Origin of the sequence: Pseudolabrys sp., from assembly GCF_035943735.1 — a bacterium.
Lineage (GTDB): Bacteria > Pseudomonadota > Alphaproteobacteria > Rhizobiales > Xanthobacteraceae > Pseudolabrys.
This window is the reverse complement of record NZ_DASZBV010000021.1, coordinates 114,979-129,456: the sequence shown is the minus strand read 5'-3', so window position 1 is coordinate 129,456 and position 14,478 is coordinate 114,979. Positions and strand designations below refer to the sequence as shown.

The window sequence follows — 14,478 nt, the reverse complement described above, 5'->3', positions numbered from 1 at the left end:
CAACGCCGACGAGGCAGCAGCTACCGTCCCGCTCGCCACGCCAGCCGCGCCCGCTGATACCAACCGAGATAATCCCAGTCGCCGCGGACGATGGCCTTGAAATCGTCGAGGCTGTATTTCCGGGCGACATCTATTCGCGGAATTGCGAACCGATCACTGCGTGCAGTCACCGGGCCATGCGCTCCCGCAAGCGCATGCGAATAGCCAGCCTCGGCGACGCGCCGGCGCAACCGGGCGGAGTGGTGCCCCCACGGGTACGCAAAGACGGGCAAGCATACGCCGAGCGTCGTTTCGATCGCTGACCGCGACCTTTTCAATTCGACGTCGATGCAATCGTCCGGCTGGACAATGAGGTCAAGATGCTCGACCCCGTGCGGACCAATTGCCCATCCGGCGGCGGCCAATTCCTCGACCTCGCGCCAAAGCAGGAACTGCTCGCCCGGATAATGACCGTGCTCGCGCGCCGACGCGCGCCGGTCAGCCACGCCGATCCACCCGGTCGTCAGGAATGCCGCAGGCATTGCCGGAGAGCCGGCAAGGACCGGCATGGCGAAGCGGTGCAGGCTGCGATAACCATCGTCGAACGTAATTGCGACCCGCGACCGCTGTCGCGCATCCGTCGCGAGCAAGTCCATCAGCGGCACGACGGTTCCGGTGGCATGGAGCCAATCCATCTGATCGGCGAATGCTCGCTGTGGAAGCGCCAGCGGGCCATCGCCAATGGAATGGTAGAGCAGCACGACATCGCGCGCGTGCGGAGCCGTCACCAGCGAAAACAGCAGCGCGAGAGATCTTTTCGCCGCGATCTTTGCGTCCGGCATTCCAGCCCGTCAGCTCTCGTACCGAACTGAAGACCGCAAGGCGTTCCGGGCGAAATATCGACTGCCAGCCGGTCGCCTGACCAGTTCGGCTTGCCGGACCAAGCCAAGCCCCACACCGGCGGTCGTCCAGAATATCGCCGATCCGGCCGATCCTGGCGAGGTCCACCAAGCTTCGAAACATGACTGAGCCAGCAGCCCCGCAAGAAGCCCGGTGGTCAATGCCAGTTCCAGTTTCGTCTCGCCTGGCGGAAGGCGCCACAAGCAACTGAAAAGCTCGCCGAACATCGCGAACAGGACGACCGCATAGAGTGCGAGCCCCACCAATCCGGTCTCCTCCACGATGGCCAGTTGGGAGTTTCCCTTTTCACGCCCATAGCCGACCGACGAGAAATCGGCGTCGAAAGTCGTGTCCCCATAGGAGGCGCCGTAACCCAGACCGATCACGCCGCCTTGGCGCGCGCCCTCTTCCGAGTCCTGCCAAGCGTCGCGCCGCGTGTAGAACACGTCTCCGTCCGGACTGTATTTGAGGATCAGACGCTCGTAGACCATCCCCTGGACCTCCGGTGCGGCCGCACCGACTGAGGCCGCCACGCCGATCGCCAACACTGCCAGAGTGACGAGCTTCGATGCCTGCAGACCCATGAGGCCCAACACCACGACGACCACGGCACAAAGTACTCCACCCCGCGATCCTGCCCACCAAAGGAGGACGCCGATGAGAACCGTAGCGCCCAAGGTCAAACCTCGCCATGCCAAGGACGATGATTTGTAAAATGAACGGTGGAGCAGAAACAGAATAAGCGGCGCACTGGAAGCCGTAATTATCCCGAGGAAGTTGGGATTCCCGGTAAGGCCATAATAGAGTTCAATGTTGTCGGTGTCCGCGCCACGACCTGTCACCACGGAGGCCAGGCTGATCGCCGCCACGGGCGCCAGGTAGAACAAGGTCGGCACCCTCTTCGTCCGCGTCGACCAAAGATACCCACCCATGAGGAAGATCAGAACCGCCGGCACCTGCGCCGCAGATTTGAGCAAAGAAAGCGAGGGGACAATCGACCAGGCCGTGGTGAGCAAACACCAGGCCATATAGGCCAGCACCGCCAGACCGGACGTGCGACCGAGCACCCCCCAGGCCTGGCGGGACTTGACGAACATCAGTCCGAGGATCGGTAGATAGAACCAGCGAGTGGTTGGCGTAAAGATGACGTCGAGGTATGGCGTGCCGATGCCGACAAAGGCAAGCAGGGCGAGAGGGAACGCCGCCAACTGCAATGTTCGACCGGTTATCCGCATATCATTCTCCAGGCAGCGATCGTAAGCTCAGCGTCGATCCGCGGCGCGAACGGTCACGGCTTGCGGGCGTTCACGATCATATCTTTCGCCAGCGTCGGGATGCGGCCGATGTGTGCGATCTGCACGTCCTCGAATCCGACCTCGCGCAGGAGCCGTCCGATCGTGTCCGGCGTAAACAGACTCACATAGGTCGCGTACGCGGACACGGATTGGCGTTCTTTCAATCGGTCGGCGAGCGCGAGCAGGAGTATCTTCAGATATCCGTAATACGGGGTCGCAAGGATCAATGTGCCACCGGGCTTGAGAGCATCGAATATCTTGGCCAGTTCGCGCGCAGGTTCGTGGCAGTGCGCGATCACCTCGATGCACAGCGCCAGATCGAAGGGACCGAGCCGTTTCACATTTTCCGCGGATAGATCGGTCGAGAATTTCGATCCTGGAAACGCCTTCATCGCGACCGCTATCCCGGTTTCCGAAACATCGAGCCCGACCACGTCGAAGCCCCTGTCCGTCAGCCAGTGCGCAGTCGCTCCATTCCCACAGCCGAAATCCAGCACGCGTGACCTCGCCGGCCAGGTGCGCGACGAAAGTAAGGCGTCGAGCGCCGGCCTTACATAGGCGTGCGACTGCGACGGCTGGGTGCTACTCCAGTCGTAAACCTGTCCGCGCTCGCCGACGCTCACCATCATTTCCTCAGTTGCTGCGCGATCCTGTCGGCGGCCCGCAACGCGAAGGCAAGCAGCATGAAAGAAGGATTGGCGCTTCCACCCGACGGAAAAGCGGATGTGCTCACGACATAAAGGTTGGAGATGGCGAAGGTCCGGAGATCCTTGTCGAGCACGGCGTTCGCCGGCGATCGTCCCATCCGGGTCGAGCCAGCAGGGTGATAGACGACCCCACCTTCCTCCATCTGAGCGCGCCAAACCTCGAAGGGGGAGGGGCTGGCCGATGCGAGCGAGTCGAAACCGGCGCTGCTCCAGAACTCCACCAGGGCATCCTGCAGGGTGCGGAACCCTTCGACATCTGACGGCCTGATGCGCCAGTCAATCGTCGCCATCGGCAGCCCCAAAAGATCGCGCCGCTCGGGCGACAGAGTGATTCGATTGTCGGCGTGCGGCATCTGCTCGATCACCAGCATCAAGCGCGGCACCGCATCGCGAGGCGGCAACAGCCGGCCTTTGGCGAACCGCCAGTACGCGGCTTGCGCAAGCCAATCGCCATTTGCGATCAGCGACCCCAAACTCGACAAGCGTGGCATGGATTTCCGCTGCGCTGCCCGGTAGATTTCTCGGAGCGCGGTGAATCCATCGGCGCCGATCGATTCGACCGTTACGTGGGCAAAGCCGCCCGGGATTCCAAGGCGCCGGCGCAACGCCTCGGTCGGCTCGATCCGGGAATCCCGCATCCCGCCTGATACGAAACGCAAGCCGAACATGGCGATAAAGGCGTTCCGATCGTGAGGCTGAAGCCTGCAACACTCGGCCGACAGGTGATCGTTGAAATAGCGACCGAGCGGGCCGCTCTCCCCGAAGACCCGTCCCGCCTGCCGGCGGTCGAGCAAAAGCAGAAGCCTTGTGCTCTCGATGGCACCGGCCGTGATTGCAACGCAACGTGTCGAGACCGTCAGTTTCCGCCCCCCAGGCGAGACGGCGCTCACAGACTGGACCGTCCCTGCTCCATCAAGTTCGAACTCAGTTGCGGTCGCATTAAGCCAAATTTCTGGCCCCGCGTCCCCAGCCAAGAGATCGCGGAGAACGTGAGTGACGTTGCGCATTCGGAACGCCGGCCACTTTGCGCTCCGGATTTGGAAACCCGGACGAGCCTCTGCCAGGTCCGGGTTGCATTCGGATCTGTATGATCCCTCGGGCAAGGCAAACAGGCGCTCGACTCGATCGAAATAAGCCGAGAGTTCTTGAAGCTGCAGTGGCCAGTCTACGTCCCACCCCGGAGGATGGGCTGTTAGGTCGGCGGATTCGAACGGGAGCATTGCGCCGCCCCAGCGGGTCGAGGTTCCTCCCAGGCAACGGAAGCGGCCATCCTCGGCGCCGCCGTAAATCTGGGCGGCTTGAACGACCTCATTCAGCGCGTGCCGGTCTTCTTCCTGTGTGCGCGCGCCACTCTCGAGAACGACGACCCTGAGACCGGTCTGCGCAAGTTGGGTGGCAAGCAGAAGGCCGGCAAGCCCCGCGCCGATGACTGCAACGTCGGCTGAGACGGTCTGCTTGCCCGCTTCGGTTATATTCAAATCAAGAAGCATAATCAGTCAGCTCGAGTCCGGTCGTCCCGACTGAACGCGACACTGTCCGATATTCATTCCGGGCGGCCAGTATTTTTCTTATGAATTTCCGGTACCGGTCCCGGGCGGTCACGGCTGAGCTCGTATCGTCGCGCGCACCAGGACCGCCGCTCCGCTCGGTGTCTCATGCGTCGACTAGCAGAGCCAAGAGTGTGCCGGCCAAGTCCTGCGCATAAGTTTCCGAGACGCCGAAGTGCGTCGGTAGGTAGACCGACGTGTTAGCGAGCCGATCGACGTTGTCTGAGCAGCCGGCAAATGCGCGGAACCTTGAGTGTCGATGCACATTTGGATACAGGCTGCGTCCAACATCGTAGCCCGCCAGCATCATCGCGTGGCATATAGCGTCGCGGCGCTCTTCCGAGACCAGCACCGGAAAATTTACGAAACACGAGCCTTGCACGCCCCCCCGGGGAGCATTCGCCGAGACCATCCGGTCGCCCAAGGTCCGCGAATAGACCCACGCGATCGTCCGGCGGTGCGACAGCCAGGCATCGACCTTCGGCAATTTGCGATTCCATTCGGCAAAGGCGGCATAGCTCGGGCGTGAAGTGATCGTTCGATCGAGCATTTCCGTCTCGATCCTGGCGAATTCGATACTTGCCGGGCCGCCCGACCGACGGGAACGGCGCCGCAACCGTGGAAAAACGATCTTGTCGAACAGCGGCGGCCGACTCGCCAGATCGTACTGGAGGCAGCGTTGGGCCGGAACGCGGTAATCCGCACGCGTCATACGCGGCCACGACTCGACCGTCTCCCGCACGAACCGCGCGATCCGGTCGTCACAAGTCGTGACCAGGCCACCCCAAAAGAAATTGAGCAGCTTGAACGACGAGAAGCTGAAAATGCTCGCATCGGTCAGAACCCCGAGCGGCCGTCCGGCCACACTGCCACCGAACGCGATTGCGCAATCATCAAACAAATATATCCCGCGCGCACGGCACAACGCCCGCAGTTCGGCAAGGCGGGGCTCGTTGACGTGATAATGGGTGATCATCGCACACGCGGTCGCATCGTCGATCAACGATTCGAACCGGTTGATGTCGCAAATCGTGCTCCCGGGCTCGTAGTCGAAAAAAACCGGCTCTCCGCCCGCAAGCAGAACCATGTTGACCACATCGGGAATCGTGTACGGCGACAAGAGAACTTTGCGCCGGCCTTCACGCACGGCGAATTTGACCAACAAATAAATTCCAGCACGCGCGCGCCCGAGCGGAAACACGGAGCAAGACGGGCCGAAGCGGTCCGCCATCGCTGAGACGAAATGCGTCTTGTCGCCGGGCGAGCCGCCTGTGAGGAGCCGCCAATAAGCGATCGGATTGATCCTCTGCTTGGCCACCGCGCGACCGGGCGCAGCCGACGACCGAGCCCACCCCGACGACCCTGCGGCGTGTCCAGCGAGTCCTGGTTTCCGGACCGCGGTCATTATAGCGGCCCCGGATTGCCGAGCCGCTTGCGCAACGTGAATACGTGCACGTTGCCGAGGCTCGGGTCGTAATCCACCAGGTCCAGCCGGTTTCTGCTCGCCCAACCCTCGATTTCGTCCCGGCCGTGGAAGCTCGCCCGCGGCGTCATGATGTAGTCGTAGAAGAAATTTCGCGCTCCTCGAAGCGTCCGCTTGCCGCGCGATTTTAACAAATGCGCCGCATAATACACCGGAAAGACGGTCATATAGATCGCGGCTTGTCCGAGCCGGAACTGCTCGACCTGCCGCAGCGGAGCGCCAAGAAACGTATACAGATAATAATAGTATCGGTTGCGATTATAGACTCCGAGGTAGTAGTAGCCGCCGGGCTTCAGCACGCGCACGTTCTCGCAAAATGAGCGGTAGGCATCCGGCGTGTGATGAATGACCCCGTCAGAAATGACGAGATCGAATGAGGCGTCCGGAAAAGGAAGTGCGAGATTGCTTGCCTCAACGTACCGGGCTTGCGGAGCCCTGCTGCGAGCAAGTTCAAGGCTCGAGCGACTGAGGTCGAGTGCGGTCACGTCGAGGCAATTCTGGCCAAGATACATCGTCCCGCGGCCCGGGCCGCAGCCGAGTTCGGCAACCGACATGCCCGGGGCCGCATACCGACTGATGAATCGGATGAACGGCGGCGGCTGCATACGCTCGATGCTCGCCTCGTCGCCCGGGGTAAGAAATTCGAATGGATACGCTTCGTAATGCGCGCGCGTCCGCCGCTGTAACGCAAGTTCACCCGTATCAGGAGGCATTCACCGCCGCCTGCATCGCAGCGTAAGTATGTTCGGCCGCAGTCCGCCACGAAAAATCCCGGCCGCGCGCCAGGGACAGCCGCGCGCGCGATTGACGTTCGGCATCGTCGTCCTGCAGGCGCGCGACCGTCGCCGCCAATGTCTCGGCATCGCGCTGCGGGAAAATGATACCGGCTCCGCCGACGATCTCGCGGTTTTCGGGAGTATCGGCCACAACAATGCATAGGCCCCGCGCCATGGCTTCCACCATCGGCATGCCGAACGACTCGCAGAGCGATGGAAACACGAAGAGATCCACACTGTCGTAGATCGCCGTTATCTGCCCGGCCAACACTTCTCCGTGGTTTTCAATCAGATGTGTAATCCCGAGCGCCTTCGCGTGGGCAAGACTCGCGGCGGCCACCGGATCGGCCTCACCGAGCGTCAGAACCAGGCGGAGGTCGCGCCCCTGCTCCGACAACGACCGGACAGCCCGAAACAGTGTCGCGAAATCCTTTTGGATGCCTGCCTTGGTGATGTAGCCGATCCGGAACGGCCCGGCACTGCGCAGGGTCCGAAGTTCGCTCGCGGCACGGTGTTCGACCCAGCCGGGCCCGTGCGGAATGACCCGGATACCGGCCCGCGACACACGCGTCTGCATGGCTATCGCATCGGCGAGCGCTGCAGTCTGCACGGTAAGAGCCGAGGCCGTCTCGACCGAGTGATGCACCCAGCGCCGGCGGGGTCCCCAGGCGACTCGCTCGCGCAGCGGCATGTCCGGGTCCCGCATTAGTTCGTCAAATATTTTGGAAAAATGGCCCGCGTGCTGCTCGAGCAGAAGACTCGGCATCGCCAGCTTGCGAAATGGCAGGTAATTGGTGACGGAGAAGACGAGATCCGCGGATGCCTTCTTCGCGGCCCTCGGCAGATTGATCGTGTACCACTGCATAATCGATCGCGGCGACTGCGCGACCGCGACAGGATAAGGCACGACGCGAGTCAGCTGAATGGCGTCGGAAATCTCTTCAGAGGCAGCGAGGAAGATTTTCAATTGCGGCTGCTGCTCGATCAGATGACGCACGAGCTTGACCAACACAACGAGCGAGCCGCCCTCCCGGATCGAAGCCGCGTTCAGAAAGGCGCGCATGAGGCTCTCGTCCGACGTCGACCGGCCGACCCCGACGCAAACTGCAGGACGACGCGGACTTTGTTGCTCTTTTCCAAATCGGTCAGGCCGACAGCACTTCCCGCCAGGCCGCCAAGGTGTTCTTGGCCTGGTTAGCCGGGGTCCAAGCGGCGATCGCCTCGCTCGCGAGGCGTCCCATACTTTGCCGCAGCTCCGGCTGCATGCTCAGCTTGGCCATGGCGCGAGTGAAATCGACGGGAGAGGCGGTAGGAACGACGATGCCGGTCGAGCCGTCCCGGACGAGGTCCGGAGCGCTGCCGACGCAATCGGTCACGATAACCGGAAGACCCGCCGCCATGGCCTCGTTGACGACCAGCCCCCACGGCTCGAAGCGGGACGGAACGATACAGATGTCCGCGGCGGCATAGGCCTCCCAGAGATCATCGCCCATCAACCGGCCGAGATATCGGACGGACGGCGTCGCCACCGCAGCGTGAATAATCCGGTCGCGAAGCGTTCCTTCACCGGCGATCAAAAGCCTGACCTGCGGGACGGCGCGGACGAGCTCGGTAAAGGCCTCCATCATGTCGTCAATCCCCTTGTGGGGCTCAAGACGGCCGACATAGAGGATAGCCACGCAATCGGGCGACAGCCCGAGGCGGGCTCTCACCGCGGCGAGGCGGCCGGGCATACGTAAGACCTTTTGAATGTCCTGGACGTCGACCGCGAGCTGGGCGATGCGGATCCGCGAGGCGGGAACCCCGAACGAGCGGATGTACTCGGCCTGCGGCGTGCCGGCCGGCGTGAACATGGCAGGCATCCGGAACAAGACGCCGTACAGCAGACGTTTCGCCAGCCGCCGCCACACCGGTTCGCCCCGCGGCGCCGGTGTGTCGGACTGCACCGTCACCGGAATTCGCCCACGCGCGAACAGCATGGCACGCCACAGCAGCGGGTGCCCCCAGCCGGCTAGGTGCAGCAGAGCGTACCGCCCCGACGCGATCCGGGACTTGATCTCGGCCATCGCCAGCGGCCGCGATGCAGACAGCACGGTGTCGTTTGGGCCGCCCCCGCCGAAATCCCAGTTCTGCGTCATCTGCGCAGCGGCGTAGAGCACATCGATCCGGCCCGGCCATATCCGGCGTGCGGCCTCGACGAAGGCACGAATATACGGAGCCGGCTCAAGAAAAATCATCAGCACGCCGGCCGCCTCGGGGGCGCCGGAAGCGAGAGACGCATCCGTCTGTGCGGCCTCGCCATTCAGCCGCAAATTCACGGCTCAGACCTTCTCCAGCGGCTGGCCGGCCCCGCTCGCGACGGGACGGACGACGTGCATGGGCAGATCGACCGGCTCGAGGGCGTCCAAGTCCAGCAGCCAAACGGTGCTACCGTCCAGCTCTTCCTGGACGCGCGTGAAGCCCAGCTTCTCGTAATGGCCTTGCACCAGCGCGTTGCGCGCCGTCGGGATATAGCGGCCGAGCAGATGTCTCGCACCACTCCGTCTCGCCTGATCGGCGATCTCGCGCAGGACGGCCTCTTCGACGCGGCGGCCGAGAACGCGGCAGCTCATCAGCCAGGTGTCGATCTCCCACGTGTCGGCCACCTGCCGGCAGATCACGGCGGAGATCATGCCGTTGTCGCCGAATTTGTCGCTGAGCCGTACCTGCAAGGTGAAGACGTCGTCGGCGCCCTGCATGGCACCGACTTCAGCTGCCGTGTAGCGGCGGGTGGTCAGGTTGAACTGGTTCGACTTGGCGATCAGTTGCGCGATGCGGTCGCGGCCAACCGCGTCAAAGGGCGCGAACGTGACCGTCATTTCGAGTGAACGATGAAAAGCGTCGAGGTTGCCGGACGTCTCGATCATCGCCGCGCGCGCGGCGTCGGCCTGGTAATAGTCCGCCCGGACACGATCCTCCTCCGAGAATGACAGCGCCTCGAAACAGCCGGAGGCCAGCAGGTATCGGGCGTGGAGCGCGGCGTCGGCCGGCAGTTCCGGTACCGCGACCTCCGGCAGAGCCTGACGGACCTGCTCGCGTTCGGCCGGATTATCGTCGAGCAAGACCATCGATTCGAGGCCGAGCGAAAGACTGTCCGCGATCGCCTTGATGTTCGAAGCCTTGTCCTGCCAGTTGATCTGAAAAACGGCGACATGCACCTCTTTCAGCAGCATCTCCGGATGCTCGCGGAACGCACGTCGGGCGATGCCGTCCTCGTTCTTTGACGACACCGCCAGCACGATGCCGCGCTCGCGCAGCTTCAGCGCGAGCCGTTGCGTCTCGAGGTGCGCCTCGCCGATCCCCGAACCCGCGCCGAGGACAATACCCTCGAGGCCATCATCGCCGATCACTCCGCGCCACAACGTGTTGTCGAGATCGAGCACCAGGCAGCGCCGGCTCATTCCCCGCAGGCTGGCCAGCACACGCGCGACGTGATCTGCATAAAGAGGCAGCAAGCGCTGACAGAAAGCGAGCTTCGCGGCATACCACACCGTGTTGTCGTGCCAATCGGCCAACCCCACATTCTCGGCGAGCGCCGCGACGTCGAGCAGCAGATGCGGCGTGCCGCGCAAACGATCGGCGAGCGCGCGGTTGAACCCGTCGGTCAAATGCCGCACGGTGCCGGGGACGCGGAGGTCGTAGCTCCCGAAAAGCTGATCGGGCGGTCGCGCGATCGTTTCGAAGATGACTGTCGCCCCGCTGTGGGTGCCGATCGCATCGGCAATCAACGTGAGATAGCGAATCGATTTTTCGATCGCCTGCTCGGCCCCTGCAGCGTCGCCGATCGCGCTATGCAGTGGCAGACCGCGCCAATTCACGGCGAGGAGGACGACGTCGGGCTTCGAGCGGTTCAGATCGGACTGCGGGTCGAGCGCCGCCTGCAGCCCCTGATTGAATTCGGTCTCCACGCATTCGAGCGCGAAGCCGTGACGGGCCGCGGTACCGACGAGAGCCGGCGCGAGCAGGCTGGTCGTGGCGTTCGAGACGATGCCGAGCCGGAGCGGTGCGAGTGGCATGAAATCCGCGCTCGCCTTGCGCAGTTTGCCGATCGCGCGCGCAAGGTCAGTAAGCTGATTGCCGCTCAAGGCGTGACACGCGAGATACCGTATCTCGCGCCCGATGCCGCCCGCGGGCGCACCGTCTAAAGCTTTCACCCGGCCGCGAAAATTGGCCGGTGGAGCCGGCAGCCATGCAAGGTCGCGGAGCAGTTGGCCGGTCATGACCGCCGTTCGGCGCCGGTCCGCGCCTCTGCGGACGCCGAAACGAATTCTACTGCCGCGTGCTCCGGCCGCTCGAAAGGCGCGCGGCCGCGCGCGATATCGAGGAAGTGCGGATCGGAGGCATTGAGCATGGCGGTCTCGGTGAAACCGGGACTGGCAACGGTCTCCGCCGCGTCCATGTTGCGGGAATAGCCGACAATCGGCCGATAACCCGCCGCGCGTAGCCGACGGCATGCCGCCGCTCCAATGCCGCCGCTGCCGCCCGATACGAGAACCGACTGCATTTAGAGCACGCTGACCAGCGCCTTGCCGCGCGCGACGGTCTTCGACCCGGACATAACCGTCAATTGTAGAGCCGCACTGCGTGTCGACTCGGACACTTGTGTGACGGACGCTTCCAGCCGCGCCCGCTCGCCGACGATCAGCGGCGCGACGAATTGAATCTGCAGCGAGTTCCACAATGCGTCGCGTCCGGGTAGATCCATTCCGACCAAGCGCGACACTTTGGCAACGAGCAATGCGCCATAGACGACGCAACCGGAGAAGCCGCGGCTTTTGGCGAAATCCTGATCGCCATGAAGCGGATTGCGATCGCCCGACAGCACCGCGAATGCTTCCATGTCCGCATCATCGATAGTGAAATCGAAGCCGGCCGTCATGCCCTCACGCAGATCCGCGAGAGCCAATACCGCGGCCGGGCTCATGACAGCTTCTTCTCGATCAAGCCCACGAAATCCCCGACATTGCTGACGGTTACCATCTCGTCTATCGTGAAGCGAACGTCGAACTCTGCTTCGATCGAGACGATCAGGCGGATGTGGTTGACACTGTCCCAACCTGCGATGTCGCTGGCAGTCGTCTCCGGTCTGAGCACGATCCCGTCATTATCGAACACTTCGCAGAACACAGGCGTCAGCTTCGCGTAAATCGCTTCGGGCGCCACTTGCATCCCCAATCGAAAAATCGTCTCAGCAACCGGTAAGATTCATCGCTTCGGTGTAGCGGCGCGATATCGCATCGGCGCCGACCGTCCGGCTGAGAAACAACGCGCCGGAGCGGCTCTTCATCGCAATCGCCAGCGGCCACCTTGCGCCCTCGAGCAGCCTCGTCTCGATACGCGTGACCAGCGCGCCGGTGCGGTAGAGAGCATAGGCGGCGAAATGCGTCCAGAACCTCGCCAGCAATTGCGGCGAAGCCAGATCGTGCACAATGACGCACGGAGTACGCCGGCATCCGCAGCGGCTGAACATAACGTGGCAATAGCCATCCTCGTCGGAGCCGATGGCGACCTGGCTGATGCGGCAATCCTTGTGGTCGCGGCAGATTTGCGCCCGCTCCGGCGGCAGGACACGCGCGACGGCGTCGGCATCGTCCAGCAGCCGCACTCGCGACGGCAGCCGGAACGGCAACGCGACGTTGGCCACCGAAACAATGTCGCGCGCTAGCGGCGTGAAGCCCATGCGGGTGAGAATCTCCTCGACCGCCGGGCTCGCCGACAGATTGGTGAAGGTAAGCCCCTCCTGGCGGATGAGCGCGACCATCAGCAGCAGCCCGCGGCTGCGGTGCTCATCGACAACATACCAACTCGTCATGTTGCAGAATTTCTCGACCCGCCCGCCGATCCTCTGGTCGGAATAGATCGCGCCCAGCACGCCGACGATCTCGCCGCCCGCACGCAACATGAAGCCGTTGTTCGGCTTCTCCTTCGACCAATGCCGCGTAAAGGCGAAGCGCCACGTCGCTAGGTCGCAGCGGGACCTGAATTTCTCGCGCAGGAAGGCGCAGACAGCATCGAGATCTTCGTCGCGGATCGGCGCCACCGTCAGATCGGAGGACATAGAGGGCGCTCCCTCGCCTCCCCATGCACCGACGCGACAGCGACAATCCGTGGTGCGGCGGCCGATTTGCAGGAGCGAGAGATCGTTGGTCATCGTCACCGAAAAAACCGCGCTACGAAAATACGCAAGAAATCTCGGTCATCCTGGTGCAGCCCTGTCAATAGATTGATGGCCGCCGAGATCGCATACATCGCCGTGAGCATCACGATCAGCCCGACCGCCCCGAAGCTGACCGGAAGATGCAGCCCGGCGTACGCGAGCAACAGACTTCCGGCGGCCTGTGGAAGCCAGGCGATATAGCGCTTGTCCCACCAGTGCAAGCCGATCCGTCGTTTTACCAACCAGACGGTCGTGACGTTTGCAAACACGACCCCCGCCGCTATCGTGATTGCCGCGCCGACCACCGCTAACTGCGGGATCAATACGCAATACAAGACCACGACCAGAGCAGAACCCACGGCCAAGACGTAGAAAGATGCCCGCTCCAGGCCGCTCATGAGCGCGGCGCTGCCGACCGGCCCGCACAACAGGCTGAAGAACTGCGCACCGACGACGATCTGCAGCGCCGGGCCGCCGCGGTCAGCAAAGGTCTGGCCGTAAAGCGACAGCACGGGGTGCGCGAAGATCAGGAGAAACAGCACGAGCGGCATCGACAGTCGCACCGACCAGTCGGTCATGAGATGAAAAATATGGGCGCGCTCGGCGTGAGCGCCGCGCGCATGCGCCGCCGACAAGAGCGGTGCGCCGACCATCAACAGCATCCGGTTGAATTGCTCTGGCAAGCCCTGCAGCGTGCGGGCAACCATCAGCACGCCAACCGCACCTGTCCCGAACATGCTACCGACCAGGAAGCGGTCGAGTCCCGAAGTCGCCGCCCCGAGCAGCGCCCCAAAATAGCTGATGAGCGCATAGTGAGACCATTGCGGATAGCTCGTGCTCGTCGGCGCCGCCTTGGGCAGCGCGCGCAGCCGTGCCCAGAGCACGAAGAGCAGCCATAGCGTTGCAATAAATATCGAACACACCGCGGCCAAGATGTAGCCGGTGAGTCGCAAGCCGAGCGCGAACGCGGCCAGGACGAGCAGCGCCTTGAGCGTCAGTTGCAGAACGGACGAACCGAGGATGACCTGCCTGACTTCCTGCAGACCGCGCAGGCTTTGCTGAAGGAAATGGATGCAGAGACCGAGCGGGACGAATAGCCCCATGATCGCGGCTTCCATTCGATAAGGCGTAAATGCCGGCCAGACGCTATCGCTCACCGGCAGCAGCAACAGCAATACGACATAGGCCGCGAAGCCGATTGCGGCGAGCAGCGGCCCGCCGATGCGCACCAGGCCGCGCGCCTCGCCATATTCGGCACGCTCCAGATGTGCGGGCAAAAAACGCATGGCGGTCGGCGCGATGCCAAAGCCAAGGAAGCCCGCCGCGCTGGCGGCGGCCGCCTCGAGCAGGCCGAAGGTACCGACACCTTCCGCTCCGAGCACACGCGTCACGTAAATCTGGAGCGGAAAGCCCACCAGCAATGTGAACACGTTGCCTAGCAGCACGTAGAGCGTTGCAACGCCCAGACGGCGCGATACCGGCGCCATGTCGCGGCAGGCTTCGGTGCCCGCGGCAGCCGGTCCGACGTCGGACACATCACTGGGGGCGGATTGGTCCATCAGTGCAGCATCAGAGCTTGCGTGTGGAGGCCAATG

The 14,478-nt window shown here is 63.2% G+C and carries 14 protein-coding genes; all 14 read right to left on the bottom strand.

All coding sequences use genetic code 11. From position 1 onward, the window contains the following. Positions 1-20: 20 nt before the first annotated feature. A complete protein-coding gene (locus VGV41_RS16300) occupies positions 21-821 on the bottom strand; it encodes a polysaccharide deacetylase family protein (protein ID WP_326864975.1) in 801 nt (266 codons plus the stop codon). Between the two features lie 9 nt (positions 822-830). Then, a complete protein-coding gene (locus VGV41_RS16295) occupies positions 831-2,114 on the bottom strand; it encodes a hypothetical protein (RefSeq protein WP_326864974.1) in 1,284 nt (427 codons plus the stop codon). A 53-nt stretch (positions 2,115-2,167) separates the two neighbouring features. After that, complete coding sequence (locus tag VGV41_RS16290; protein ID WP_326864973.1) at positions 2,168-2,797, bottom strand: class I SAM-dependent methyltransferase; 630 nt, start codon at positions 2,795-2,797, stop codon at positions 2,168-2,170. Positions 2,798-2,799: 2 nt separating this feature from the next. After that, entirely contained in the window at positions 2,800-4,371 is a 1,572-nt protein-coding gene (locus VGV41_RS16285; protein WP_326864972.1) for a GMC family oxidoreductase, read from the bottom strand. A 163-nt stretch (positions 4,372-4,534) separates the two neighbouring features. Continuing rightward, entirely contained in the window at positions 4,535-5,746 is a 1,212-nt protein-coding gene (locus VGV41_RS16280; RefSeq protein ID WP_326864971.1) for a DegT/DnrJ/EryC1/StrS family aminotransferase, read from the bottom strand. Positions 5,747-5,832: 86 nt separating this feature from the next. Further along, positions 5,833-6,624, bottom strand: a complete 792-nt coding sequence (locus tag VGV41_RS16275) for a class I SAM-dependent methyltransferase (RefSeq protein WP_326864970.1) — start codon at positions 6,622-6,624, stop codon at positions 5,833-5,835. Further along, on the bottom strand, positions 6,614-7,750 hold the full coding sequence (locus VGV41_RS16270) for a glycosyltransferase (RefSeq protein ID WP_326864969.1): 1,137 nt from the start codon (positions 7,748-7,750) through the stop codon (positions 6,614-6,616). Before VGV41_RS16270 ends, VGV41_RS16275 begins: the two co-directional genes overlap by 11 nt. An 82-nt stretch (positions 7,751-7,832) precedes the next feature. Further along, the gene (locus VGV41_RS16265) at positions 7,833-9,005 is read right to left on the bottom strand and encodes a glycosyltransferase family 4 protein (RefSeq protein WP_326864968.1); all 1,173 of its coding nucleotides are present in this window, start codon (positions 9,003-9,005) and stop codon (positions 7,833-7,835) included. A gap of 3 nt (positions 9,006-9,008) precedes the next feature. After that, complete coding sequence (locus VGV41_RS16260; protein ID WP_326864967.1) at positions 9,009-10,946, bottom strand: HAD-IIIC family phosphatase; 1,938 nt, start codon at positions 10,944-10,946, stop codon at positions 9,009-9,011. Continuing rightward, a complete protein-coding gene (locus VGV41_RS16255) occupies positions 10,943-11,230 on the bottom strand; it encodes an NAD-dependent epimerase/dehydratase family protein (RefSeq protein ID WP_326864966.1) in 288 nt (95 codons plus the stop codon). Before VGV41_RS16255 ends, VGV41_RS16260 begins: the two co-directional genes overlap by 4 nt. Beyond that, a complete protein-coding gene (locus tag VGV41_RS16250) occupies positions 11,231-11,650 on the bottom strand; it encodes a MaoC/PaaZ C-terminal domain-containing protein (RefSeq protein ID WP_326864965.1) in 420 nt (139 codons plus the stop codon). It abuts the gene before it with no gap. After that, positions 11,647-11,889, bottom strand: a complete 243-nt coding sequence (locus tag VGV41_RS16245) for an acyl carrier protein (RefSeq protein WP_326864964.1) — start codon at positions 11,887-11,889, stop codon at positions 11,647-11,649. The genes VGV41_RS16250 and VGV41_RS16245 overlap by 4 nt, the downstream gene beginning before the upstream one ends. Positions 11,890-11,914: 25 nt before the next feature. After that, entirely contained in the window at positions 11,915-12,784 is an 870-nt protein-coding gene (locus VGV41_RS16240; RefSeq protein ID WP_326864963.1) for a hypothetical protein, read from the bottom strand. Between the two features lie 95 nt (positions 12,785-12,879). Next, positions 12,880-14,442 (bottom strand): oligosaccharide flippase family protein, encoded by a 1,563-nt coding sequence (locus VGV41_RS16235; protein WP_326864962.1) that lies wholly within the window; start codon positions 14,440-14,442, stop codon positions 12,880-12,882. Positions 14,443-14,478: the final 36 nt, after the last annotated feature.